This window comes from Chroogloeocystis siderophila 5.2 s.c.1 (genome assembly GCF_001904655.1).
GTDB classification, from domain to species: Bacteria; Cyanobacteriota; Cyanobacteriia; order Cyanobacteriales; family Chroococcidiopsidaceae; genus Chroogloeocystis; species Chroogloeocystis siderophila.
The window spans coordinates 84,937-109,958 of sequence record NZ_MRCC01000013.1 but is presented as its reverse complement, the minus strand read 5'-3'; the positions used below and the strand labels follow the sequence as shown (position 1 = coordinate 109,958).

Genomic DNA, 25,022 nt, shown 5'->3' with positions numbered 1-25,022 from the left:
GGACTTCGTCGCTCCCCGTTGTAGCAACTGGCATACACAGAAAACGCAGAGGAAAGAGATAGAGAGGGATTCTCACAACTGACTTGAGATTGCTATATAAGCTTCTGAATTAATACAAAATAGTACCGATTTAGTCTTATTAAATTTTTACTAGATAACATCTAATTCAACTCAATTTGCTTTCATGCTCCTTATTGATTCAACATCTCCTGCATATATCACAAAGATAAGTAATTCCTGTTTACCTTACACAATCCTTAAACTCCTACCAATTAAGATGTACCAATTGACGCTGTTTTTTTAAGATTACATCAATTCTCAGTAAGTAGCTGGTTAGATGAATTTTATACACGATATAAAAAGGATGGGTAACGCAGAGTATATTATTTTACCCAAAAACAGCAAAAATTTAACTAGTTAGCTTAAGGGGAACTTAAGGTGCTTTTACCAGTGGTTCGTGCTACCAGCAAATCAGAAATCATTCGATGCATCCAAGAGTTAGTTCCACTGGGTTCACCAGAACCACAAGATTCTCAAGTGTTGGCAACCTTAACAAAATTAACCTCAGATTTAATTCAAGCATACCAAGCAGAGGGACAACTTCAAGAAGATCCTTTTACTGACGTGTGGGGACGCACAATTCATTTATATGAATCCGCAGTTAGTAGTCAGGTGCGCGGCAAAGTTGTACTTGTCACAGGTGGAGAAGGTTGCGTGGGTAGTGCGTTAGTGAAAAAACTGATTGCGCTTGGTGCGCGACAAGTGGTCTCTGTCGATAAATTACGATGTGCTAGCCTATACGATCATACTCCAATCAAAGTACAAAAACAAGCGATCGCTTTATACGCCGCTGATGTCCGTAATTACCACGCGCTCAAGTATATATTTGAAACCGAAAAACCAGATATTGTTTTTCATCTAGCCGCCCAACGCCTTCCTGGATTAGCAGAAGTGCAAATTAGAGAAACCGTCACAACCGCGCTTTGTGGAACTCACCATATTATTCGACTTTGCGAAGAATACGGCGTACAGCAATGCATTTTCTCCTCAACAGGTAAAGCTGCGCGGTACTTCACCGCCGAAGTTTACGCCGCATCTAAAAAACTCTGCGAGTGGCAATTAGCACAAGCTGCACAAACGGGTAATGTCACTTACAGCATGGTGCGCTTTACGCATATGTTGAATAATAGTTCCGTATGTCAGCAAATATCAGACAAAATTCAGCAAGGCAAAATCATTAACATTCATGCACCTCATCGATACATAACAGCACAAAATATCAATGAAGCTTTGCATTTATTGCTTAATGCCCTTGTATTATCTCAGCCGAAAAAACTAAAATTTCTCACAGTCCGTAACTTAGGATGGCCTACTGAGACACTAGAAATTGCACTCTACAAACTTCTGGAATCAGGTAAACACCTACCAATCTATTTTCAAGGGCTGTTACCAGGTTATGAAGAACCTTGTTTTTTAGGACAATTTGATTGGAGTAAACCTACAGAAACACACTTATTGATTAATGCTTTAGAAAACTCGCAGGTAGAAGCATCGGGAGATATGATGCTTGCAGAACTTGCTTACTTCTCCAGTGAAGTACTAAATAAACATCTCGCAATCATCCAAACCTTGACAGATAACTTGAGCTTACCAGAAGCTAATATCAGATACGGGCTTAAAACAGCAGTTAAAGAAGTTACAAGTTCTATTTTTGCGCAAACACCCTCTCAAACGCTGCTCAAGATATTAAAATGGGGAACCAATCCGAAACAATTAGCGTCAGAAGGAGCATCGCTAGAGTGTCACCAGGATATTATTGAATTAATTGTTCAAGGATTATACGGCAGACTGATGCAGAAGTGTTTGCTAAGTACCTACAAAAATATTAGTGAATTTGAAACACTAATCAAACTGCTGACAACTCTTCCTTCAATACAACAAGAAGTTACGTATCTAAAAGCGGTGTCGCAACAACATTGCGATGACTTAACTTCGACAGTTAATCTTTCTACATTTAGTTTTGCTTTATGCTCTTAGTTATATAATAAACCTCATGGGTGATTTTTTTTACCACAGATTCAAGGTTTTAGCGTTAATAAAAAAGGGTTGTCATTGCGTTATATAATGAGCAACCCTTGTAATTATGAATTAGGCAATTTAACGCCTAATTTTTTCATAGATTTAGAAGCGATAAGCAGCACCTGCTTGAAAGCTTACAGCTGAAGCTGGGCTATTTTCGTAAGCGCGGATGCCTAGTTTAGCATCGCTGTAGAGAATGATATCTCTAGCCACTTGCGTTTCTACTCCTGTCGTTAAAACAAAAGAGTTTCTGTTACCTAAAGGAGTTGGTTTACCGTTTTGCTCTACGAAAGAGTAACCTCCACCAACATAAACGTTTGTGTTATTAAAAACGGGCAAGTCGTACGAAACAATTGGCATAATAGCACTTGTTTCATTACTAAAAAGAATAGCGCCACGAGCCGAAACTGGAGTGTTGGGAATTGCGTAACGAGCTTGAAGATTTCCTCCAAAAGTAGCAGCATCTCCGGTTTGTCCGCCGTTTGTTACACCAGCAGCAATACCACCTCCGATATAGCTCGCATTTGTACCAGTAGGTTGAGCAAAAGCTTTCCCAGGAGCACCCACTATAGGAGCAATGACAAGTGCTGATAAAGCAGAAATTGTAGCAGCTTTTAAAGAGAGTTTCATAATCTTTACCTTGGCATTATTTAGTATTTTGCATCTTTAGTTTTATAGTCGAATTTTAGAAAGGAAAGTTCCAAATGTTTCTACTAAATATAGTTAGTATTTATCTCAAGAAGATAAGTTAGACAAAGCTATTTTGAGCGCATTGATGATACAACTCTTTATCGTATTGCTTGGGTTTTGTAGACTGTTTTACAACTGGCACAATACTATAGAGATTTAAACTTAGAAATATAACCTTGATGTGACGCGCCTTAATTACATATCGCGAATTGGTATTTTACCGTTTTGCTTTAGGTTGGGCGTTGCTCAATCAACAGATCGGTCGTTTTAGCTCCCTAAATTCCCCACGCGTGGGAGACGTTTTGGAAAGGCTTAGTTTCTTCTATAAGGAGGGAAACTATATTCTTATATTGAGTTTAGGTCGAATAACGTATAAGGCTCAGGCAATGCTTGAATGTATTCAACCAGATCAATGTTTTTATATTCAAAACGAGCTAGCGACTCGAAGCAACAAGCGCCTCGATTGAACTATCGATGCGATCGCCTCCGCGGATCTATTAATATCAATGATATTTAGCACTAACAGCACTAACTAGAACCGTAAGCAAAAATACGACAATTAAATTCCCGTACCGCCCGTTTCTTGATGTCGATAAGTTTGCATAGGCGCAGCAAGCACTTTATCAACGCGATTACCGTCCATATCGACGACCTCAATTCGCATTCCTTGCCATTCAAAATAGTCAGAAGCTTTAGGAATGCGTCCAAGATGGGTGATGACAAAACCACCTAAAGTTTGATAGCTACCGCGATGTTCGGCGGGGATTTCTTTAATTGCAAAAAGTTCAAAGAATTCATCAATCGATAACATACCATCGAGTAACCAAGAACCATCTTCGCGTTGTACGGCTTGGGGTTCTTCTTGGTCGTCATCGGATGGAACATCGCCGACAATTTCAATCAAAATGTCATTGAGTGTGACTAATCCTTGAATCACGCCGTATTCATCAACAACAAGCGCGATATGTGTTCCAGTTTGCTTAAACATCTCCAGAACTTTCAAACCGCGCGTACTTTCTGGAACAAATACCGGCTGACGCAACAAAACGGTTAAATCCAGCGGTTGATTTGATAAGCAGCGCGCAAGTAAGTCACTCACAGACACAATTCCTAAAACGTTATCTAAGCCGCCTTGACACACGGGAAAGCGCGAGTGACCGCCATCAATAATTCGATGACGATTTACTTCTAGCGAGTCTTCTAAATCAAGCCAGACAATTTCAGGACGAGGTGTCATCAATGCACTCACGGGGCGATCGCCCAGCCGAAAGACACGTTCCACCATATCTTGTTCAGCCACTTCAAAGGTTCCCGCCTCAGTTCCTTGTTCGATTAAAACTTTAATTTCTTCTTCAGTTACTAACGGTTCGGTGGAAGGGCCAATTCCTAAGATGCGCAAGACAAAATCAGTAGAAGCACTCAACAGATAAACAGCCGGAGAAGCAATCACCGCGATCACACGCATAGGCATTGCAATATTTGCAGCAATTCGTTCGGGGCTATTTAATGCTAGACGCTTCGGTACAAGTTCGCCGATAATCAGTGAAAGATATGTAATGGTTAAAACCACGATACCTAATGCGATCGCTTGACTGTACGGCGCAAGCACAGGAATTTGTTGAAGATAACTCGCGAGATTTCTAGCGATCGTCGCACCACCAAAAGCACCCGTTAGAACACCAATCAGTGTAATTCCCACCTGCACAGTTGAGAGAAAGTTATTCGGTGACTCGGCAAGCTTTAATGCTGCTCGTGCTTTAGCATTACCTTCGTTTGCCAATTGTTGTAACCGTGCTTTGCGTGATGAGACAACTGCTATTTCTGACATAGCAAATATGCCATTAGCGACGATCAGCAGAAAAATGACGAGAATTTCAAAGTTCATGGAGAAGATTAGAGGGGGCAAGAAGCTAGTGGCTAGTGGCTAGTGGCTAGTAAGTAGAAATGTCATTATTATCTCTGAGTTACCAAGTTGTGGGAACAGAAAACAAGTCAGCATCTTAAGTTGACTCAAGATTTTTATTGTTCTTGTCGTACCAATTCTCTGCATTCCAGCGACAGATTTCAACTCACAACCCATACTCTGTCTGATTTTTTTAATCACGTTAGCGTGGCGGGGTGCAGCCCATTACGAACCCGTAGGCTTAAGCCTACGGCAAACTACAAATTAGCATCAGTAGGGGAATCCAACCCTTGTTTGCTTAATTCCATCACCTCAGGGACTCTAAAATAGTCAAGGAATCTATTTTCCAGCGCATTGTGTTAAGCAGAAGACATCAATAAGACAGCGGAAGCTATGGCATTTTTTTCCATTGTTCGTGCATTGGGGCGATCGCCGCTCACAACAGAAATTTTAGCTAAACTTGATCGGCAGCGCGTCTGTCGTTTAAACGGCATTCCTCGCCTTCCTAAAGGATTGGTGGCTTCAGCTTTGGCACAAGAGGCGCGATCGCATCTTTTGGTTGTCTGTCCCACCCTAGAAGAAGCCGGACGCTGGACAGCACAACTAGAAGCAATGGGCTGGCAAACAACGCATTTCTACCCTACTTCTGAAGCGTCTCCCTACGAACCTTTTGACCCTGAAACGGAGATGACGTGGGGACAAATGCAGGTTTTAGCAGATTTGGTAAAGAATCGGGGCGATGCTAACCTTCCAAAAATGGCAATCATCGCAACGCAGGCGGCGTTACAACCACATTTACCCCCTTTGGAGGCGTTTCAGCCGTATTGCTTGAATGTTACGCCAGGGATGGAGTTAGATTTAGATGCTTTTGGTGACAAGCTAGTACAATTAGGTTATGAACGCGTACCGCTCGTAGAAACTGAAGGACAATGGAGTCGGCGCGGAGATATTGTCGATGTGTTTCCGGTGGCTTGCGAGTTACCCGTACGTTTAGAGTGGTTCGGGGATGAAATTGAACAAATTCGCGAGTTTGACCTTGCAACACAGCGATCGCGCAGTACTAACGGTAGCGCATTAGATAAAATCGATTCTCTGGTACTCACTCCCACAACTTTTGCGCCGATCATCGTTTCCGCATTAGCTGACAAGACGCAACAAATCAAGACCTACTTATCACTAGAAGAACAAGAACAATTTGAAACAAATCACACATTAGAAGGTAGCCGTCGTTTCTTAGGTTTAGCTTTTGATCGCCCCGCATCTTTACTCGATTACTTGCCCAAAAATACGCTAATTGCAATAGATGAAATTGAACAATGTCAAGCACATAGCGATCGCTGGGTAGAAAATGCCCAAGAACAGCACGCCGCACTCAGTCATCTACCACGTACCCATCGTGCTTTTGAGGACTCTCTAAGAACCGCCAGTGATTTTCGCCAACTCCATCTATCAGAACTTGTTATAGAAGAAAATTCCGCACCTACAGCTATCAATCTTGCGAGTCGTCCTGTACCCGTGACACCACATCAATTTGGCAAGATTGCGGAAACGATTCGTAATGAACGCGATCGCGGTTTTTCGGTATGGTTAGTTTCGGCGCAGCCTTCCAGATCGGTTTCCCTGTTACAAGAACACGATTGTCCTGCACAATTTATTCCTAACCCCCGCGACTTTCAAGCGATCGACAAGCTACAAATATCACACACGCCAGTTGCTTTGAAGTATTCGGGTTTAGCAGAACTCGAAGGCTTTATCTTACCAACGTTCCGCCTTGCAGTCGTTACAGATCGCGAGTTTTTCGGTCAGCATACTTTAGCAACACCAAGTTATGTTCGCAAGCGCCGTCAAGCTGCATCGAAGCAAGTTGATTTAAACAAGCTGCGTCCTGGCGATTATGTTGTGCATCGCAACCATGGTGTAGGAAAGTTTCTCAAACTCGAAAGCTTAACGCTAAATAACGAAACCCGCGAATATATCGTTATTCAATACGCAGATGGTTTATTGCGCGTCGCCGCCGATCAACTCGGATCATTATCGCGATTTCGCAGTACAACTGAGTCGCCCCCAGAATTAAACAAGATGACGGGGAAAGCGTGGGCGAATACCAAAAACCGCGTGCGCAAAGCAATTAAGAAATTAGCGGTAGATTTGTTGAAATTATACGCAGCGCGATCGCAACAACAAGGCTTTAGCTATCCTCCCGATCAACCTTGGCAAGAAGAACTTGAAGACTCATTTCCGTACCAACCGACAACAGATCAGCTAAAAGCGGTACAAGACGTTAAACGCGATATGGAAAGCGATCGCCCGATGGATCGTCTGGTATGTGGTGATGTTGGTTTTGGGAAAACTGAAGTAGCGATCCGCGCCATCTTTAAAGCGGTGACTGCAGGTAAACAAGTCGCGCTTCTTGCTCCGACAACAATTCTTACTCAACAACACTACCACACCCTCAAAGAACGTTTTGCACCTTACCCAATTCAAGTTGGTTTACTCAACCGCTTCCGCACTGCTGAAGAACGTCGCGATATTCAACGCCGCCTCACTACAGGTGAATTAGATGTCGTTGTTGGTACGCATCAGCTACTCAGTAAGGGTGTAAGTTTCCGCGATTTAGGTTTATTAGTGGTAGACGAAGAACAGCGGTTTGGTGTGAATCAAAAAGAGAAAATTAAATCTCTGAAAACGCAAGTTGATGTGTTAACTCTCAGCGCAACTCCAATTCCGCGCACTTTATATATGTCGCTGTCGGGAATTCGCGAGATGAGTTTAATTACAACACCGCCTCCAACGCGTCGCCCAATTAAAACGCATTTAGCACCGTATGATTCGGAATCGGTACGCAGTGCAATTCGCCAAGAACTCGATCGCGGTGGACAAGTGTTTTATGTTGTCCCGCGTGTTGATGGTATTGAAGAAACAGCGGCAAAACTGCGGGAAATGATCCCAGGGGGAAGAATTGCGATCGCCCACGGACAAATGGATGAAGGCGAACTTGAATCGACGATGCTCACGTTTAGCAACGGTGAAGCCGATATTTTAGTTTGTACCACAATTATTGAATCGGGATTAGATATTCCTAGAGTCAACACGATTTTGATTGAAGATGCCCACCGTTTTGGCTTATCGCAACTTTATCAGCTACGCGGTCGTGTTGGTCGTGCGGGGATACAAGCTCATGCTTGGTTATTTTACCCCAAACAACGCGCCTTATCCGATGCAGCACGGCAACGTTTACGCGCGATTCAAGAATTTACGCAACTCGGTTCGGGTTATCAACTGGCAATGCGCGATATGGAAATTCGCGGTGTCGGTAATTTACTCGGTGCGGAACAATCCGGTCAAATGGATGCGATCGGTTTTGATTTATACATGGAAATGCTTGAAGAAGCAATCCGTGAAATTCGCGGGCAAGAAATTCCGAGTGTCGATGATACGCAAATTGACCTCAACCTCACCGCATTTATTCCTGGGGATTATATCACAGATATGGATCAAAAGATGAGTGCCTATCGTGCTGTCGCCGCCGCAAGAACGAAAGAAGAATTAGTACAAATAGCCGCCGAGTGGAGCGATCGCTACGGTACGATTCCTAGTGGTGCAAATCAACTTTTGCGCGTAATGGAACTCAAACAGGTCGCTAAATCTCTGGGATTCAGCCGCATTAAACCGGAAGGAAAGCAACACATCATTTTAGAAACTCCGATGGAAGAACCCGCGTGGAACTTACTTGCAGCAAATTTACCCGAACACTTGCGATCGCGCTTTGTCTATTCGCCTGGTAAAGTTACAGTACGCGGTTTAGGTGTTCTTAGCGCGACTCAACAACTTGAAAACCTGATTGACTTTTTAAGCAAAATGCAAGGCGCACTCCCAGAACCTGTTCTTACTTAGAGAGTCATTAATTTTATTTTATGTAGTGGTTTTCCTTTAATATGATTAAAGAAGTTCAAGAACAAATTGCTTATTACAATGCTCGCTCTCAAGAATATGATGAGTGGTTTTATCGCATTGGTCGTTACGATCGCGGCTTAGAACAGAATCAACGTTGGTTTGATGAAGTAGATATTCTTAAAAGTGCATTACAGAATATAGGCAAAGTTAATTCAATTTTAGAATTGGCGTGTGGTACAGGAATATGGACACAAGAATTACTTAAACTTGGCGCGAGGATTACAGCAATTGATGCTTTTGCTGAGATGATTGCAATCAATAAAAAGAAGTTAAATGATACTAAAATATTCGATTATCAGCAGGTAGATTTGTTTTCTTGGCAACCAACTACACAATATGATTTAGTATTTTTCTCCTTCTGGCTATCGCACGTTTCGCCTGCACAAGTTGATGAGTTTCTAACCAAGGTTTATCGGGCAGTTCGTCCTGATGGAAAAGTGTTTATTATTGACTCTTGCTTTGATGCAACTTCGACAGCAAAAGACCATTTTTTTGAAAATGAAAAGGCAATTTATCAACGGCGTAAGTTAAATAATGGGCAAGAATATCAAATCTATAAAATTTATTATCAACCCAATGTTTTATTAGATAAACTCACTCAAGTTGGCTTTCAGGCAAGTGTAAAACAAACAAACAACTATTTTATTTATGCCGAAGGAATGAAGCTATAATAAAATTAGCATAAAATCTTTTAAATTTGATAGCTAATTAGTTTTGCAGAAACTTGTTTAACCGGATTATCAGGTAATTTAAGTTGAACATTTCTAATACTTAAGTTAGAATTGACCGATGATTCAAGCCTAGCTATATCTTCTGAAGGAAAAGAGTAGTATTTAGCTTCTCGTATAAGCGCAAACAGCCTTAATGTTTTGTTGGCTTGGTAGTCAATATCAAGATAACGATAAGCCTTATTTGGATGTTCTATAGTCCACATACCTCTTATTCTTAAGTGGGTAATACCTAGTGGATCTACCTTATTAGCTCGACCTAATTCTTTTGTTTTGCTAAAATCAACTCCTGGGATTGAAATAACTCCATCAGCTATAGTAGTTCTAATTCTTTCATAAACTTCTCTACTTGCTGCATAACAATCACCATAAACGAACCAAAGTAGCGATAGCTTATTGTTTTTGATTGAACCAATAGTATATATTAAATCTCGTTCGTACCAATTTTCACAATTACGGCAAGTAGATGTAATCATTGGGCTATCAGCAAACAGTTTGGCTGAAGGATAAGAACTATTTAAGGCAATTTGACCGTTCTCAGACTCAATTTTTTTAACCTCTATTGCATCGCCTCCATTAATCAACATTAAATCAGGAGGATTGTTAGCATTACCAAAATATGAGAATGTTTTTTCATCTGTTTCAGTTAATGTATTAGCGAAAATGTCTTTTATAAAGTACTCTAAAGCATCACCAACAGCATTAATTTTATTTTTGCTACGATAAAAGCTTGCTACGTCAGCAATTGAATTATGAGTAGCTGTATAAATGGCTTGAAGTAAATTACCCATAATTTTTCTTCTGGTGTATTGCGAATCAAATTAAATTTAAACTTAGTTGTAATGGTATTTCTTGGATCGTTTGTCTACATTGAGGTTGTAAATCTGCTTTAATTAATTTTGCAATGGCATATGCAAAGTTAACAGGTACAGCATTACCAATCATTTTATAGGCAGCAGATAAATTTTTATAATAAAAAATAAACTCGTCAGGGAAAGTTTGAATTCTCGCACACTCTCTTACAGATAATCTTCTATAGGGATAGGGTGAGTTTGGGTCAAAAATCCATTTGTCTTTACCAACATGAATCATTTTATTTGCTTGTGGATGAATTGGTGCATGACGACCACCAGCCTGAATTGTAAAAGATGGTTCATCCCAAAGCCGGACGCGATTTCGCGACATATAAATACTTGAAAAGCCACCCTGTATATATTCATGATTGGGTACATTACAAAGTTTTGAACTTGTGTTGTTATTTTGTGCAGGTACAACTGAATCTTTTAAATCCCATATGGCTTGCTTTAGGGTAGGTATAGGGAATGTACGTACAAGAGAATTGAAATTAAACTGCTTTTGTAAATCACAACGGTAGCCAACAAAAATGACTCGCTTTCTATCTTGTGGAACGTTGTAATATAAAGCATTCAGTAATTTATAAGAAGTATTATATCCAGCTTCGTTGAATGCATTAAGGATATTAGTTATAGCTTGAGAATGTTTTTTATGCAACATCCCTGAAACATTCTCAGCTAAAAAGAATAAAGGTTGTTTAGCTTTAAGAATTTGAACATAGTCTAAAAAAAGTTGACCGCGTTCGTCATTTATCCCTGCTTGATTACCAGCTTCACTCCAGCTTTGACAGGGAGGACCGCCAATAATGCCAAGACAATCTGGTATTTCTTTATGGGAGATATTTTTAATATTTCTTTTGTCAAGAAAAGTATTAACATGATTTTTCTCGTAAGTCTCCCAAATATCTTTATCAAATTCATTTGCCCATACAATATTAAAGCCTGCTTGTGAAAAACCTAAATCAAGTCCTCCGCACCCTGAAAAGAGTGAAACTACACCGGACACTTTCTTTAAGTCGGCGCAGCCATCCACAGAAGTGTCCTCATCAAGCTTCTCCATCCAATCACCAAAAATAAGCCTTACTAATTCTGTGTTTATCTTTATTATTTTATTTATATTTAAATCGCTTAGTACTGACAAGCTTATTTATACGATCGCACTTTTTGTTGTAATCCTTGCATAATTTGCATCATCAAAATGGAGATCAAACACAATGCAACATAAAGAAGTCACGCGATCGCACGCAGTAATAGAGGCGATCGCATTACCTCCCCTCAAGCTTGTCTTAAAGCATCGGCTTGCTGCTGAGTGGTAATCACAGCGTTATCAGGAACACGCACGCCATTACGCAGCGTGACACCAACGACGATCGCCTGAGTACCAATTGTGACATTGTTACCCACTTGCGAGCGAAATAAAATCGCATCATCACCAATCGTTAAATTGTCACCAACTTCCAACGGTCCATGAAAGACAATATTGTCATCGCTATTTAAGTTTCTACCAATGCGAATGCTGGTACCTTTGAGCGCATGAAAAGTTACGCGATCTTCAATTTCTGCATTATCACCGATAATAATGGGAGTACCTTCATCCGCCCGAATTGATGTTCGTTGACCGATGGTACTGTTATCACCAATTCTGACATCTCCTACAACCCGCACAAACTCGGCAATTTGCACATTTTTACCTAAAGTTGGTTTCACAGGTTTGGGGTTCCAAGACGTTCTTGGTGCGACGCTTACACCAACTATTGCATCAAATCCTTCGTTGTTGTATAGTTCACTGTAGTGTTCGGCAAACTCCTTATTAACTTCGAGTACTTCGGTTTGAAACTCAGAATTTTCATCGGTTTTTAGCGGTAAAGCATCTGCTTGCGCTTGTGTTGTAATAATTGCGCCGATTGGTACAAGTCGATTTTTACCGATTTTGACATTAGTAAGTCTCGCACCGTGTAAGACAAACGCGCCGTTTTCTAACACGACATTATTTAGATACGCCCGAAAACCAATAAAGGTGAAGTTACCAATATACGAGTTTTCAATTTTGGCTTGATGGGCGATGCTAACTTTCTCGCCTGTACTACTCGATATCCCCGTATCTCCTAATCTACCGCACCTGGTTGAGCGTGGAGATGGCAAATTTCGCAATGCTAAGAAAAGAATGTTGTCTTGAAGATTCGTTTCACTTTCTATGCAAATACTTGTACCAGGATCTGCCCTGACGACAGTATTACCAGAAAGAAACACACCTCTACCAATCGCAATATCGCCAAATAATTCATCAAGTGGACTCAAGAAACTAGAGTTTACCGCAATTGTTGTGGGGCGGGCTAAACTAAATAGTTCTCTTTCCGCAGAAAATGCGATTCCTCCAATTGTCAAAGTACTGAGGATAAGTGCAATGAGTGCTACCCTGACTTGATTTCTAATTCTACGCACAATCAACCTTTAATCGTTATTCGGAACAAAAATGAGAACGGTATATTCAACTACCATTACTCATCGCTGGATTATAGAGGTCGGTTGGGGCAAATTTCTCTAATGAAAACAAAAGTATGCAAATGATTCCTTACGATAAGTAAATAGATTACATTCGCTGCAAGAAATCATGCTGTTGCATTTAAGTACCTGGTTAGAAGTCGAAGCTTACTTAGAAACATCTCAGGGAATTATTCTCCCTATCGGTTCTACTGAACAGCATGGACCAACGGGGTTAATCGGTACAGATGCGATTTGTGCAGAAGCGATCGCCCATGGTGTTGGTGAGACGACTGGCGCACTCGTTAGCCCGACAATTAATGTGGGTATGGCACTGCATCACACCGCGTTTCCTGGTACGATTAGCCTGCGTCCTAGCACGATGATTTTAGTTATTCGCGACTACATCGCGTGTTTAGCTAAAGCAGGATTTACCAAGTTTTTCTTTATCAACGGTCATGGTGGGAATATTGCCACACTCAAAGCTGCATTTGCGGAAACTTATACTTATCTTGCAGAAATTGGTGTAAACAACGCCGATCAAGTCCAGTGTCAAGTGAGTAACTGGTTTATGTGTGGTTCAGTGTATCAGTTAGCCAAGGAATTATATGGCGATCGCGAAGGTTCGCACGCAACTCCGAGTGAAGTTGCAGTAACTCAATACGTTTATCCTAAATCCATCAAACACGCAACTTTATCTACTGAGGTTGGTAAAGGACATCCTATATATGGTCCTGTTAACTTTCGCCAGCATTATCCTGATGGACGCATGGGTTCCGATCCGGCGTTAGCAACACCTGAACATGGGTTACAGTTGTATAACTTGGCAGTTAAAGAATTGAGTAACAATTACTTAGAATTTGTAGGTCGGGCGATCGCATAAACCTGCACAGTTTTACCCCGAAAAATTGTGTCTTTTTTATAGCACAATTCTGTTTTAATCGCAACTTTTTGTGATGCAATGTTACCTGGAGCAATGAGGGAGATGAGGCGATCGCACCCAATTTTAAAACCATAATCGCGAGTTGCACAGGCGGCTTCTGTTGCTAAACCTTGTCCCCAATATTCTTGTGCTAGCATATAGCCAATTTCAACTTCAGGACATCCATCCACAATTTGCGGTATTAACCCGCAGCGTCCAATAAATTTGTTATCAGCTTTGTGAATTGTCGCCCACAAACCCCAACCTCGTCGCTGATAGCCATTGATCATTCTGGTGATCTGGTATTTTGCTTCTTCCCTGGTGATTGGTTTGGGGTAATATTGCATCACAACAGGATCGGCATAGATTTGTGCCAAATCTTCCACGTCGTCTAGGGTGAGTTCGCGCAAGATTAAACGGCGGGTTTCAATAGTGATCGCGCTCATTTATCTTATATATCCTTCAAGCTGCCAGTGCTAGTTTGGTTAGCAAGAGTAACGTTGGCACTATGATTCAAGTTTTACCTAAAAACCTCTCATTTGCAGAATATCTAGCGTATGACGATAGGACAGATACTCGCTATGAATTAGTCTACGCTGCGCGTTATATGAGTACTCCTAAACTCCCGACTATTTCGGTTTATCAGTTGAGTGAGGGTGAATATCAAGTTTTGCAATTTCGTGGTGCAGAAAGAATAATTTCAGCTACATTCCCCGACTTGATATTAACAGCCGAACAAGTATTTGTAGGAAGATAATAGAAGCAGAGGGGCAGGGGAGATCTGAGGAGAACTTAATTTATATTTCTCATATAGTAGATATTACATCAGACTTTCTTCATGATGAATGGGTATAACTTGTCTACGTAGTTTTTGCGATTTTTAATCGATTATTTGCTGTAAATGCTTCTTTGTGGCGTATCAGCATACATTAGCTGTTCTTAAGCATACAGAAAATCTGTATCTTAATCAACAAAAAATAACTCCGTGTCACTATAAAGTATGCAGCTAGTTAAAAAAATCTAAAAATGTGCTTTGGTACTAATTTGTTTAAGTGCACACCTACCAAGAGCCGTTAAAAGTAAATCGATATAGATCGGCAAAGATGGCATACGGAGACTGCTAGATGAATAGTGATATCGATCAGTTAGAAACGCAGAACCCAAGTTCACCTGGAGGACCACAGTACACAGGTTGGCAAGCTGCGATCGCGCGTTACTTTAAATTTGGCGAATACAGAACAAACTTTCGCATCGAGACTTTAGCAGGATTGACGACCTTCATGACGATGGCGTACATCTTGGTGGTGAATCCGTTAATTTTATCTGATGCTATTTTCTTGAATGAACCACGAGATTTGTTTGCCGAACAAGTCTTTGCAACCGCAATTGCGGCGGCGATCGCTACTTTAGTTATGGCATTTGTGGCAAAATATCCTTTTGCACTAGCTCCAGGAATGGGGTTAAATGCCTTTTTTGCTTACTCGGTTGTTTTGACTTTAAATATTGACTGGCGCTTAGCACTATCAGCAGTATTAGTTGAAGGTTTAATTTTTATTGCGCTTACCTTGACAAATGTGCGGCGGCAAATTATAGATGCAATTCCGCTATCACTGAAAACAGCAACTTCGGTAGGGATTGGCTTATTTATTGCCTATATTGGACTTTCAGGTAATCCAGAAACAGGAGGTGCGGGAATCATTGTCGGGAGTGAAGTCACAACAACAACGTTAGGCAGTCTACAACAACCAAATACGCTTCTGGCGATCGCAGGTATTTTTATCACAACAGCATTTTTAGTGCGCCGCGTCAAAGGCGCATTACTCTGGGGAATCCTCGGAACAGCCTTACTCGGCTGGATTTTAGGCAACACGCCTTGGCCTACAGGAATTGTCCAGTTTCCTACCGCACCAACAGATTTATTTGGGCAAAGCTTTATTGGTTTTTCGCGGTTAACCGCAGCTAACTTTATCGACTTTTTGGCAATTTTGCTGGTATTTTTATTCGTCGATTTATTTGACACAGTAGGTACGCTTGCTGGCGTGAGTATGAAAGCAGGATACATCAAAGAAGATGGACAACTACCACGCGTTAACCAAGCTTTATTTGCCGATGCTGTCGGGACTGCTTTTGGGGCAATTGTCGGTACATCAACTGTCACGACTTATGCTGAATCAGCAGCAGGTGTTTCTGAAGGAGGGCGTACTGGTTTTGCATCTGTGATTACAGGTGTCTTATTTATTTTGGCAATTTTCCTTGTTCCGATATTCGAGGCAATTCCTGCATACGCAACAACTCCTGCTTTAGTCATTACTGGTGTCTTAATGATGGCAGGTGTTTTAGAAATTCGTTGGGGCGATCCTGCTGAAGCAATTCCAGCATTTTTGACAATTTTCTTTATTCCGCTTTCTTACTCAATTGCAACAGGACTATCAGTAGGTTTCATCACGTATCCTATTGCTAAAACCTTACAAGGTAAAGCTCACGAAGTCACGATCGCTACCTGGATTCTGGCAGCAATCTTTATCGCTAGATTTGTGTTTATGACATTACGTTTTGGAACTGCTGAGTAATACAAAATGTCGCTTCAAGCGTGGTAATTGGCAAGAATATTAAGTAAGCGGTGAAAATAAATATAACTTAAAGGTTGGTAACTGGTAATTGGTTAAGCAAAATATATATTACTACTCCCTAACAAATGTTATGTGTGATATTTACTTACCCATTACCTATTTCTTAACTTCTATTCAAAATGGATACTTTTCTACAACAGATTCCTAAAGCTGAATTGCACATTCATATTGAAGGTTCTCTCGAACCAGAAACGATGTTTGCCTTAGCAAAGCGTAATGGAATTGAACTCGCCTACAAATCTGTTCAAGAAGTACGCGATGCGTATAACTTTCAGAATTTACAGTCGTTTCTCGATCTGTATTATGCAGGGATGAGTGTGTTGCAAACACAACAAGACTTTTATGATTTGACTTGGGCATATCTGCAAAAAGCGGCTGCGGAGAATGTAAGGCACACCGAAATATTTTTTGATCCGCAAGCGCATACTTCTCGCGGAATTGAGTTTGCAACGGTTCATACAGGTATTCATCAAGCGTTGCAAGATGCCAAAGAAAAACTTGGTATTTCTGCTTATTTAATTCTGTGTTTTTTGCGACACTTGAGTGCTGAATCAGCGATGGCAACTCTCGAACAAGCATTGCCTTATAAAGATACGATTGTTGCTGTGGGCTTAGATTCATCCGAGATGGGCAACCCACCATCAAAGTTTCAGCGAGTTTTTGATCGCGCACGCGAAGCTGGATTTTATACCGTAGCACACGCAGGAGAAGAAGGACCACCCGAATACATCTGGGAGGCGATTAAGCTATTAAATGTGTCGCGTATCGATCATGGGGTACGTTGTGTTGAAGATACTCAACTTGTGAAATACTTGATTGAACAGCAAATTCCACTTACGGTTTGTCCGCTGTCGAATATCAAACTGTGTGTTTTTGATGCATTGGAGAAGCATAACATTAAACAACTACTACACATGGGATTGTGCGTAACGGTAAATTCGGACGATCCTGCTTACTTTGGTGGTTATGTAGCGGAAAATTTACAGCAAACTCAGCAAGCCTTGGGTTTGAGTCAACAAGATATTTATCAGATGATGAAGAATTCGTTTCAAGCCACCTTTTTGAATCCTGAAGAAAAACAGGCGCGAATTGCAGAATTAGATCATTTTATGGCGATATCTGTTGGTTAAATCGGTGGTGTAAATTTATCGATAGCTTCCGACTGAAGTCGGGACTATATAAACAAAGTGTGCCTGCGCACACTAAAGAGTATGGAGACGGTTTCTCTGGCGGCGAATGAATTCGCGATCGCACTCAATCATTATTGACAATTTGAATTAAATGTGCTCTAACTTGAACTTTGCTCAATTCGTGGACTAAATGCTGTGCTTGGTGATAAAACAACGGTTGTGGCAACGTTGCGGGTAGGTTTTGCATTAATTGGCGTGCGATCGCTAAACTACAACCGGAAATAAGTGCGATCGCATTGGCACTATCAAAAATTGCATCCTGATATAAAACCTTCTCAACGCGTAATTGCCAGTGTCGCGGGGCTAACTCGCCGCGTTCGATGCGTTGTAGACTATGGCTTGTAGCAAGAACAACTAAGCGATCACCAACATAGAGTCGCGTTTCGTACGCAGGCATTAATCTTGCTGACTCATGTTTATGATGATACAAAAGTGGTACGACACCGTAACCGTAAGCAACTTCAGACAACATCAAACCATTCAAGGTATCTCCCGCTGCAATGATGTATTCTGTCACGAGTACGGTCGTGCCGTTGAAGTGAAACAAACTCAAGACGTTTTCGCCAAACGCCGCTGCGGCAAACACTTCTGCCGATAATGCTGAAGCGCATAATACTTGTGCATAAGGAAATAGCCGCGCAACGCGATCGCTAAAATGTTGATCGTAACAATGAATAACAATGCCCAACTGCGGATTCAGCGCATGAATCATCAAGCCAACTTCCAGATTTTCTAAATCATCCTCGGTAATGACAATCGCACTTTTCGCATTTTCGAGATGCACTTTGGTAAATGCATTCGCGATGTTGTCTACAACTAGCGGCATTTGCGGTAATATTCCAGGATCTAACTCGGTGTGGCTAATTCCGACAATTGATTGCTTGAATTCTTGTAACAATGTCGCGACGCGTTGACTCAATCTACCTAACCCAATCACAACAATATGATCTTGTTGTGGTAGCGGCGGGCGACTTCTAAAGTGAAACCGCGAAGTTAACAGCATCTCAATAAGTAAGGCATAAAGTACGCCGATAAATGCTGTACCTGCTAGCGCGAGTATTAAACTAAAAACTTGTACCCCCAAAGATAGCGGAGTTTCTGGTTTAATATCGCCGAATAAATCGCCGTAACCGCCTAACAACAACGTCGCTGTTGCATTAAAAGCTGTTTGCCAGTCAATTGGATATTCCCAGCGAAACAAAATTGTCCCGCCAACTAATAAAGTTAATACTGTCGCACCACAGATTACCGCTACACGGCGGGTTTGATATTGATACATCCACTGCCAAAATTGGCTAAATTGCTGCTGAAGATGGCGCTTTAATGTGCGAGAAACAGCTTGAGGTAGTTGCTTAGTAGAATGTGTTTTTGCTGGCTGTGCGGTGCTGCTTAACTGCGCCACTTCGATGTACACTATCGTATCGCCTGCCCTAACTGTTGCTTCGGGTTCCCACTCGTAGAATTGTTTTGGTAGTTGTGCAGTGTTGGTTGTATGACTCAAGATCCGACGATTGCGAGTATTTAAGCCGTATACCCACCAGCGATCGCACCAGCGATCTCCTGGTTTAATTTGATACTTAACAACTCGCAGTAATTGTCCTTCTAAGTTAAAATAACCTAACGTTTGGTCATCTAAAGCGGCTAAGGCAAATGCAGCGGCTGATAGCTGACTCGGCTCGAATGCCACAAAATTACCGAGATTTTCACTCAAAAGTTGATTGAGATTTTGTTTATCAGACCGCAAAATTAACCGAATGTGTGGATTCAATAGTCTTGCGGCAAATGCTGCTTCCGTATTTCCCCGCTCATCGTTTGTAACCAAAAGAACTGAACGACATTCGTGAATTTTGACTTGTTCTAGAATACTCGTTTGCCGACAATCGCCAACTACTAAATCATCTAATAAGTTTGGTAACTCAGGAATTTCCCAATTTTGCGGCAATACTAAATCAATCGCACTCACCGCAACACCATAATCTTTCAAGACCGCGACACAGTGTTGTCCTAGACTACCAAGCCCACAAACTAAAAAGCGCGTTAATTGCGGTGGCGGCTTGTTATTCTTTGTACTTCCTGATGATGGCAGCATAATGAAATAACAAGACAGTACTTTGGCTGTAGCTGAATTTAAATATTAAGTTGTCTTAAATTAAAAATATGCTCATAATTGAGATTTAATACTAATTAAAGCAAAAGTGTAGAAAATATCAAACTTATATACTAAAATTTAAATTTAATCTGTATCGATACTTAATAAATATTAAGTATGTTTTCTAATTCTTTTCACTATAACAATGAAAGCATCTAAAAAAAACAATAATCAAGCTAAAGATGCCGATGATGCGACCAATAAGAAGTTAAAAAATAAAGTATATGAAAAAGAATTAGCTCAACTGCAAATTGAATTGGTGAAATTACAGTATTGGGTTAAGCATCAGGGTTTACGTGTCGGTATAATTTTTGAAGGGCGTGACGCAGCAGGCAAAGGCGGTACAATCAAACGAATTGTTGATTGCTTAAATCCGCGTGGTTGTCGGGTAGTTGCCTTAGGAACGCCATCAGATCACGAGAAAACACAATGGTATTTTCAGCGGTATGTACCGCACTTACCTGGTGGTGGAGAAATTGTACTATTTGATCGCAGTTGGTACAACCGCGCTGGTGTCGAACGCGTGATGGGCTTTTGTACAGAAGAACAATACGAGGAATTCTTATTTTCCTGTCCGCAATTTGAGCGAATGTTAGTTCGTTCTGGGATGATTTTGCTGAAATACTGGTTTTCGATTAGCGATGAAGAACAAGAACGTCGCTTTCAATCACGTGCTAGTGATCCGGCGAGACGCTGGAAACTTAGCCCAATGGATATCGAATCGCGCGATCGCTGGGTAGAATACTCCAAAGCCAAAGATGTGATGTTTGCGCATACTAATATTCCTGAAGCGCCTTGGTTTACCGTGGAAGCCGACGACAAAAAACGCGCGCGTCTTAATTGCATTAATCACATCTTAAGCAAAATTCAATATAAAGATATCGTTCCCGAACCGATGGAATTACCGCCAAGACAGCCTGGTAGTGATTACATCCGCCCTCCCAAGAATGAGCAGTTTTTTGTTCCAGAAGTGTATTAAAACTAGCAACTAGCTTTAGTCATACTTTCTTAATAAAATCTATCCTCCAAAAGCTAGATTAAAGTATATTACTACTTGGTAAGATGAGAATATAAAAGTTTAGTGGAAAATCCTCAATGAATAACGTTAAACAAATTAACGACAGCATTTCTGTTGCCATGGGACAACCAACACCGCAGGATCTGCGACAGGCGGCTGAGGAAGGATATAAGTCAGTACTGAACTTGAGATCGCTGCAAGAAGAAGGTGCTTTGAGTGATGAACAACAACACGCAGAAGCCGCAGGACTGCAATATGTAAATCTTCCTGTACGTCCAGATGCCCTAAACCAGGAACAAGCAGATCGCATTATGGAACAAATTGACCAGTTGCCAAAGCCACTTTTAACCCACTGCAAAAGCGGACTGCGTTCTGGTGCAATGGCTCTAATGTATGTTGCCACTCGCGAAGGTTTAAGTGCAGAAGCAGCAATGGAAAAAGGAAAGCAGATGGGATTCGATTGTGATTCCAGCCCCCAAATGAAGGAGTTTTTTAAACAATACGTTTCCACTCATTCTAATGGCGATAGAGCCTCATAATAGCTTGCTTTATCTAAATTGCAGCACACTTGAGAGGTAACAATAATGGCACTCATTTTAGAACAAATTAATGTCGAAGGCTTGGCACAATTATCATATCTTGTGGGCGACGACAAAGCAGGAGTGGCAGTTGTAATAGATCCCCGTCGAGATGTCGATGTCTATCTACAACGAGCCAGAGAACTAGGTGTGCGATTGATTGGTAGTGTAGAAACGCATATTCATGCTGACTTTGTCTCCGGTTCCCACGAACTTAAAGCCCGTATAGATATTCCTATCTACGGCGGTAAAAGTGATGACTATCAATTTGACATTCATCAGCTGCAAGAGGGTGACGAAATTCATATTGGCAGCGTTACGCTGCGCGCTTTGCACACGCCAGGACATACTCCTGAACATATCTCACTTCTAATTTACGACTCAAAACAAGGTAAAGAGCCGTTTGGGCTATTTACAGGGGATACATTATTTAACTTAGACGTTGGTCGTCCTGATTTGTTAGGGGGTGGAACTGAAAAAAAACTGGCAGCACAGCTTTACTATACGCTGTTCGATAAGATGTTACCCTTAGGCGATCGCGTCGAGATTTATCCTTGTCACGGTGCCGGTTCCTCCTGTGGAAAATCTATTGGCGATCGCAGACAAAGTACCATTGGTAACGAGCGAATTTTCAATCCAGCATTTCAGGAACGCTCAGAAACCGAGTTTGTGGAATGGATTATGAGCGAAATGCCAGAACCCCCACGTCATTATGCGCGGCTCAAAAAAGTTAACGCTAAGGGTGCACCAATCATAGGCTGTCCTCCAGTACTGCAACCACTGACACCTAGCGAATTTCAACAGAAAATGGCAGATGAAAATACAGTGGTCATTGATACCCGTTCGATACTAGCCTTTGGCGGAGGACATATTCCTGGTGCCATTAATATTGCCCTACGTCCAGAGTTTCCCAATTGGGTAGGCTGGATGATCGATCCTGAAAAATCGTTGTTAGTTGTAGTAGAAAGTGAACGAGATGTCAAACTGGCTACAGAGCAACTTTTCCGCATCGGCTACGACAATTTAGCAGGCTATTTGCACGATGGGATGACCAGTTGGCAAAATGCCGGACTACCCCTGGAACGAGTGCATGAATGGACGGTACATGAATTAAATCAGCATAAACAAGATCCATCAGTAACTGTACTCGATGTCCGTGGCGATGACGAATATCAACACGGATTTGTTCCAGGAGCTAAACACATTTTTGTCGCTCATCTAGAAGAACATTTAGATCAACTTGACCGCAGTCAAAAAATTGTAACTTACTGCGGTAGTGGCTATCGAGCCTCAATTGCCGCAAGTCTGTTGAAAAAGCATGGCTTTGAGCAGGTAATTAACGTTCCTGGCTCCTGGATTGCTTGGAAAGGTGCAGATTTACCAATTGAGAAACCAGAAGCAAAAGCCGTAACAGCGTAACGCATTAACTTAAGAAATACTGATGGTTGATTGTTAAGATTGAGCGATCTATTCACAATCAACCATTAACTATTAGTACTAGATTAACGCCTAATCAAAACAAACATAGCAACTGCTAGGACAAAGTAACCGAAACCTTTCTCAAGCTGTTTAGCACTAACAAACTGATTAAGATAGCTTCCCGCGAGAATTCCAATACTTGAAGCAATTGTAAATGAAATCAACAGATTCCAGTCAATGGGAACGTTGCCAACATATCCAGCAAATCCAGTCACGGATTTAAGCGCCAAAATAATTAATGACGTCCCTACAGCTTCTTTCATGGGAACATTTCCCAGTAGAACTAACGCAGGGATGACTAAAAATCCACCGCCAATCCCGATAAAACCTGTTAATACACCAACTGCTAAACCTTCTATGGCGATCGCTAGCCATCTGGGTAAGAACAAGTGATGGGTGTGGCGATCAGCTTTCTTGACAGTGCTTTCGGCCGGCTTGCTTCCTTTACGAATCATTGTGATTGATGCAATTAGCATCACCACTCCAAAGGTAATAAGTTGAATGGTAGGGGTAATAAATGGAAGTGATACAAGCCGCGCCCCTAAATAGGCTCCCAGCATCGCTGCGGGTGAAAACAAAATAACTGTGTTTAAATTAACATTTCCTTGCCTCCAATGTGGAATAGCACCAATTACACTCGCGAAACCAACAATCACCAGCGTCATAGCAAACGCCGATTGTGGTGGAACTGACATAACATAAATAAGAATAGGTGCTGCAAGAATTGAGCCGCCACCACCAATTAAACCGAGACTGATGCCAATACAAATTGCCAGTAAGTGCCCAACAATGGCGATTAACATTGATATATTGTTCCTTGTAAGCTCTCTAAAGTGAGCAATGTTTTGGATGCATAATAGTTAACGGTAAGTTCTTTGATTCCAAGGCATCTTGGCAAGTAGCATTCCTAATGCACAGGTATCTGTAATTCCGGCAAACATTAATCCAGCACCCACAAACCCGCTCAAAAGTAAGAACCACAAAGAGACAAATGCTCCAAGTAAAGTGCCAATGAGGACAAGCGAACCTGCAACAATTTGTACCTGCCGCATCAGACTAATGGGTGCTTTCTTATTCACTTGAGTCGGATAGCCTGCTTCTATCCACGCTGTTAATCCACCTTCCAAATGTTCTACTTCGTTGACGCCAGCGGCAAACAATTTTTGTGCCGCTTGTGCTGAGCGATTTCCTGTACGACAGTAGAGTACAGTAGGCTTTTCAGGTGCAAATGGTACATCAGCTGGGTTGAAGTTTGATAAGGGCATCAACACTGAACCTGGAATTTTTTCTCTGGCGTTTTCAGCAGGTTCGCGAACATCTACTAAATTGACAGCTTGGCGATCAAGTAACTGTTTGAGAGTATGTACGTCAATAGTTTTTAAGCGATCGCGGCGATTGGTTAATTGCTTTTCAGGCGTACTTGTCATTCAATTTTCCTTAGTATTGATTTCAGTAAGTGGGTAAAAACAAATGCAACTGAAGGAGACTTAATCTTGTTATTTAGATTGGGTTTCAAACTTAACTACTGGCAATGGCAACTTGACCACATTGTTCGTTTGCCGGAACTGCTTCCATAATCTTTTTGGGATTGGGCAGGTTTAAATTATTCATCAATTCAATGAACTGATCTCGCGTACGTCCTGCGAATCGCGGGTTCCATTGCTTTTCTTCACCAATGGTAGAAACTGTTTGTCCGCGGTAGTCATGTCCTGGATAAACAAGCGTTTCGTCAGGTAAAGTAAATAAGTTTTGCGTGACAAAGTCGTATAAAGTGCCTGGATCTCCGCTTTGAAAATCGGTACGTCCGCATCCCCGAATAAACAGTGCATCGCCTGTGAGCACTCTGTCACCATTGACCAAATATGCCATGTGACTATCTGTGTGCCCTAGAGTTGCGATCGCTTGAATTTTAATGTTGCCTACTTGCAATACATCTCCATGCTTGATGAGACGACTAGCACAGGAAACTTGAGCATTCTCTGGAACAATTCCTTCACAGTTTGTCAGTTCGCGAAGTTTTCCGGTGCCTGTAATATGGTCAGCATGCACGTGTGTTTCTATACAGAATTTCAACTTTAGCCCCAATTCCTTAAGCAGCTGAAAATCTCGTTCGACTTTCTCAATGACTGGATCGACAAGTGCTGCCTCCCGCGTCTGAGGATCAGCAATTAAGTAAGTGTACGTCCATGTGTCTTGGTCGAATAGTTGGCGAAACAGCATAATTTTTGATCCTAATTAAACGTAAACATGATTCAGGCAATAGCTGGGGTAGAGGCTTCACGTGTCGCTTGCCACAAACAGAATGGTAGCCACCACAATGATTGAAAAAAAAGTTAAATAGCCAGCAACTATCACTTCATGAGCCTC

Annotated in this window: 20 protein-coding genes; 10 read left to right on the top strand and 10 right to left on the bottom strand. The window is 41.5% G+C overall.

Annotated features, from left to right (window positions below; genetic code table 11):
* The first annotated feature begins 450 nt into the window (after nt 1-450).
* A complete protein-coding gene (locus NIES1031_RS16190) occupies nt 451-2,037 on the top strand; it encodes a polysaccharide biosynthesis protein (protein ID WP_236738866.1) in 1,587 nt (528 codons plus the stop codon).
* A gap of 144 nt (nt 2,038-2,181) precedes the next feature.
* On the opposite strand, the gene NIES1031_RS16185 is transcribed toward NIES1031_RS16190, so the two are convergent.
* Both NIES1031_RS16185 and NIES1031_RS16180 read right to left on the bottom strand, forming a co-directional pair.
* Complete coding sequence (locus NIES1031_RS16185; RefSeq protein ID WP_073550550.1) at nt 2,182-2,709, bottom strand: outer membrane beta-barrel protein; 528 nt, start codon at nt 2,707-2,709, stop codon at nt 2,182-2,184.
* Between the two features lie 619 nt (nt 2,710-3,328).
* Nucleotides 3,329-4,663: a hemolysin family protein gene (locus NIES1031_RS16180; protein WP_073550605.1), complete on the bottom strand. Its 1,335-nt coding sequence runs from the start codon at nt 4,661-4,663 to the stop codon at nt 3,329-3,331.
* Nucleotides 4,664-5,065: 402 nt separating this feature from the next.
* Here NIES1031_RS16180 and mfd point away from each other — a divergent pair, with 402 nt between their 5' ends.
* The gene (gene mfd, locus NIES1031_RS16175) at nt 5,066-8,566 is read left to right on the top strand and encodes a transcription-repair coupling factor (RefSeq protein WP_073550549.1); all 3,501 of its coding nucleotides are present in this window, start codon (nt 5,066-5,068) and stop codon (nt 8,564-8,566) included.
* Between the two features lie 41 nt (nt 8,567-8,607).
* Entirely contained in the window at nt 8,608-9,297 is a 690-nt protein-coding gene (locus tag NIES1031_RS16170) for a class I SAM-dependent methyltransferase (RefSeq protein WP_073550548.1), read from the top strand.
* A 20-nt stretch (nt 9,298-9,317) separates the two neighbouring features.
* Here the strand turns inward: NIES1031_RS16170 and NIES1031_RS16165 are convergent, their stop codons facing one another.
* From NIES1031_RS16165 to NIES1031_RS16155, 3 genes are all read right to left on the bottom strand, one after another.
* Complete coding sequence (locus NIES1031_RS16165; RefSeq protein WP_073550547.1) at nt 9,318-10,145, bottom strand: NgoPII family restriction endonuclease; 828 nt, start codon at nt 10,143-10,145, stop codon at nt 9,318-9,320.
* Between the two features lie 25 nt (nt 10,146-10,170).
* Complete coding sequence (locus tag NIES1031_RS16160) at nt 10,171-11,349, bottom strand: DNA cytosine methyltransferase (protein WP_218596830.1); 1,179 nt, start codon at nt 11,347-11,349, stop codon at nt 10,171-10,173.
* A 134-nt stretch (nt 11,350-11,483) separates the two neighbouring features.
* A complete protein-coding gene (locus NIES1031_RS16155) occupies nt 11,484-12,650 on the bottom strand; it encodes an LbetaH domain-containing protein (RefSeq protein ID WP_084544377.1) in 1,167 nt (388 codons plus the stop codon).
* A gap of 169 nt (nt 12,651-12,819) precedes the next feature.
* Between NIES1031_RS16155 and NIES1031_RS16150 the strand changes: the two genes are divergently transcribed.
* The gene (locus NIES1031_RS16150) at nt 12,820-13,572 is read left to right on the top strand and encodes a creatininase family protein (RefSeq protein WP_073550545.1); all 753 of its coding nucleotides are present in this window, start codon (nt 12,820-12,822) and stop codon (nt 13,570-13,572) included.
* Here NIES1031_RS16150 and NIES1031_RS16145 read toward each other — a convergent pair.
* Nucleotides 13,539-14,057, bottom strand: a complete 519-nt coding sequence (locus tag NIES1031_RS16145) for a GNAT family N-acetyltransferase (protein ID WP_073550544.1) — start codon at nt 14,055-14,057, stop codon at nt 13,539-13,541. The genes NIES1031_RS16150 and NIES1031_RS16145 overlap by 34 nt on opposite strands.
* Before the next feature lie 62 nt (nt 14,058-14,119).
* On the opposite strand from NIES1031_RS16145, the gene NIES1031_RS16140 reads away from it, so the two are divergent.
* The 3 genes from NIES1031_RS16140 to NIES1031_RS16130 all read left to right on the top strand — a co-directional run bounded on the left by NIES1031_RS16140 (nt 14,120) and on the right by NIES1031_RS16130 (nt 17,371).
* The gene (locus NIES1031_RS16140) at nt 14,120-14,368 is read left to right on the top strand and encodes a Uma2 family endonuclease (RefSeq protein ID WP_073550543.1); all 249 of its coding nucleotides are present in this window, start codon (nt 14,120-14,122) and stop codon (nt 14,366-14,368) included.
* A gap of 367 nt (nt 14,369-14,735) precedes the next feature.
* Nucleotides 14,736-16,181: an NCS2 family permease gene (locus tag NIES1031_RS16135; RefSeq protein WP_073550542.1), complete on the top strand. Its 1,446-nt coding sequence runs from the start codon at nt 14,736-14,738 to the stop codon at nt 16,179-16,181.
* 179 nt (nt 16,182-16,360) lie between these two features.
* Nucleotides 16,361-17,371: an adenosine deaminase gene (locus NIES1031_RS16130; protein WP_073550541.1), complete on the top strand. Its 1,011-nt coding sequence runs from the start codon at nt 16,361-16,363 to the stop codon at nt 17,369-17,371.
* A gap of 124 nt (nt 17,372-17,495) precedes the next feature.
* On the opposite strand, the gene NIES1031_RS16125 is transcribed toward NIES1031_RS16130, so the two are convergent.
* Nucleotides 17,496-19,520 (bottom strand): NAD-binding protein, encoded by a 2,025-nt coding sequence (locus NIES1031_RS16125; RefSeq protein WP_073550540.1) that lies wholly within the window; start codon nt 19,518-19,520, stop codon nt 17,496-17,498.
* A 205-nt stretch (nt 19,521-19,725) separates the two neighbouring features.
* Between NIES1031_RS16125 and ppk2 the strand changes: the two genes are divergently transcribed.
* The 3 genes from ppk2 to NIES1031_RS16110 all read left to right on the top strand — a co-directional run bounded on the left by ppk2 (nt 19,726) and on the right by NIES1031_RS16110 (nt 22,595).
* Complete coding sequence (ppk2, locus tag NIES1031_RS16120) at nt 19,726-20,559, top strand: polyphosphate kinase 2 (protein ID WP_073550539.1); 834 nt, start codon at nt 19,726-19,728, stop codon at nt 20,557-20,559.
* A 116-nt stretch (nt 20,560-20,675) separates the two neighbouring features.
* Nucleotides 20,676-21,137 (top strand): protein tyrosine phosphatase family protein, encoded by a 462-nt coding sequence (locus tag NIES1031_RS16115; RefSeq protein ID WP_073550538.1) that lies wholly within the window; start codon nt 20,676-20,678, stop codon nt 21,135-21,137.
* Nucleotides 21,138-21,182: 45 nt separating this feature from the next.
* Entirely contained in the window at nt 21,183-22,595 is a 1,413-nt protein-coding gene (locus NIES1031_RS16110) for an MBL fold metallo-hydrolase (RefSeq protein WP_073550537.1), read from the top strand.
* Nucleotides 22,596-22,678: 83 nt separating this feature from the next.
* On the opposite strand, the gene NIES1031_RS16105 is transcribed toward NIES1031_RS16110, so the two are convergent.
* The 3 genes from NIES1031_RS16105 to NIES1031_RS16095 form a co-directional block, all read right to left on the bottom strand.
* On the bottom strand, nt 22,679-23,458 hold the full coding sequence (locus tag NIES1031_RS16105; RefSeq protein WP_073550536.1) for a sulfite exporter TauE/SafE family protein: 780 nt from the start codon (nt 23,456-23,458) through the stop codon (nt 22,679-22,681).
* 57 nt (nt 23,459-23,515) lie between these two features.
* Nucleotides 23,516-24,082 (bottom strand): rhodanese-like domain-containing protein, encoded by a 567-nt coding sequence (locus tag NIES1031_RS16100; protein ID WP_073550535.1) that lies wholly within the window; start codon nt 24,080-24,082, stop codon nt 23,516-23,518.
* Between the two features lie 91 nt (nt 24,083-24,173).
* On the bottom strand, nt 24,174-24,875 hold the full coding sequence (locus tag NIES1031_RS16095; protein ID WP_073550534.1) for an MBL fold metallo-hydrolase: 702 nt from the start codon (nt 24,873-24,875) through the stop codon (nt 24,174-24,176).
* Nucleotides 24,876-25,022 lie beyond the last annotated feature (147 nt).

Bases quoted from the DNA above. Each gene is read 5' to 3' on its own strand.
- mfd (WP_073550549.1), top strand. From the start codon at position 5,066: ATGGCATTTTTTTCCATTGTTCGTGCATTGGGGCGATCGCCGCTCACA.
- NIES1031_RS16110 (WP_073550537.1), top strand. From the start codon at position 21,183: ATGGCACTCATTTTAGAACAAATTAATGTCGAAGGCTTGGCACAATTA.
- NIES1031_RS16130 (WP_073550541.1), top strand. From the start codon at position 16,361: ATGGATACTTTTCTACAACAGATTCCTAAAGCTGAATTGCACATTCAT.
- NIES1031_RS16170 (WP_073550548.1), top strand. From the start codon at position 8,608: ATGATTAAAGAAGTTCAAGAACAAATTGCTTATTACAATGCTCGCTCT.
- NIES1031_RS16100 (WP_073550535.1), bottom strand. From the start codon at position 24,082: ATGACAAGTACGCCTGAAAAGCAATTAACCAATCGCCGCGATCGCTTA.
- NIES1031_RS16145 (WP_073550544.1), bottom strand. From the start codon at position 14,057: ATGAGCGCGATCACTATTGAAACCCGCCGTTTAATCTTGCGCGAACTC.
- NIES1031_RS16185 (WP_073550550.1), bottom strand. From the start codon at position 2,709: ATGAAACTCTCTTTAAAAGCTGCTACAATTTCTGCTTTATCAGCACTT.
- NIES1031_RS16125 (WP_073550540.1), bottom strand. From the start codon at position 19,520: ATGCTGCCATCATCAGGAAGTACAAAGAATAACAAGCCGCCACCGCAA.
- NIES1031_RS16165 (WP_073550547.1), bottom strand. From the start codon at position 10,145: ATGGGTAATTTACTTCAAGCCATTTATACAGCTACTCATAATTCAATT.
- NIES1031_RS16135 (WP_073550542.1), top strand. From the start codon at position 14,736: ATGAATAGTGATATCGATCAGTTAGAAACGCAGAACCCAAGTTCACCT.
- NIES1031_RS16115 (WP_073550538.1), top strand. From the start codon at position 20,676: ATGAATAACGTTAAACAAATTAACGACAGCATTTCTGTTGCCATGGGA.
- NIES1031_RS16140 (WP_073550543.1), top strand. From the start codon at position 14,120: ATGATTCAAGTTTTACCTAAAAACCTCTCATTTGCAGAATATCTAGCG.
- NIES1031_RS16150 (WP_073550545.1), top strand. From the start codon at position 12,820: ATGCTGTTGCATTTAAGTACCTGGTTAGAAGTCGAAGCTTACTTAGAA.
- NIES1031_RS16105 (WP_073550536.1), bottom strand. From the start codon at position 23,458: ATGTTAATCGCCATTGTTGGGCACTTACTGGCAATTTGTATTGGCATC.
- ppk2 (WP_073550539.1), top strand. From the start codon at position 19,726: ATGAAAGCATCTAAAAAAAACAATAATCAAGCTAAAGATGCCGATGAT.
- NIES1031_RS16095 (WP_073550534.1), bottom strand. From the start codon at position 24,875: ATGCTGTTTCGCCAACTATTCGACCAAGACACATGGACGTACACTTAC.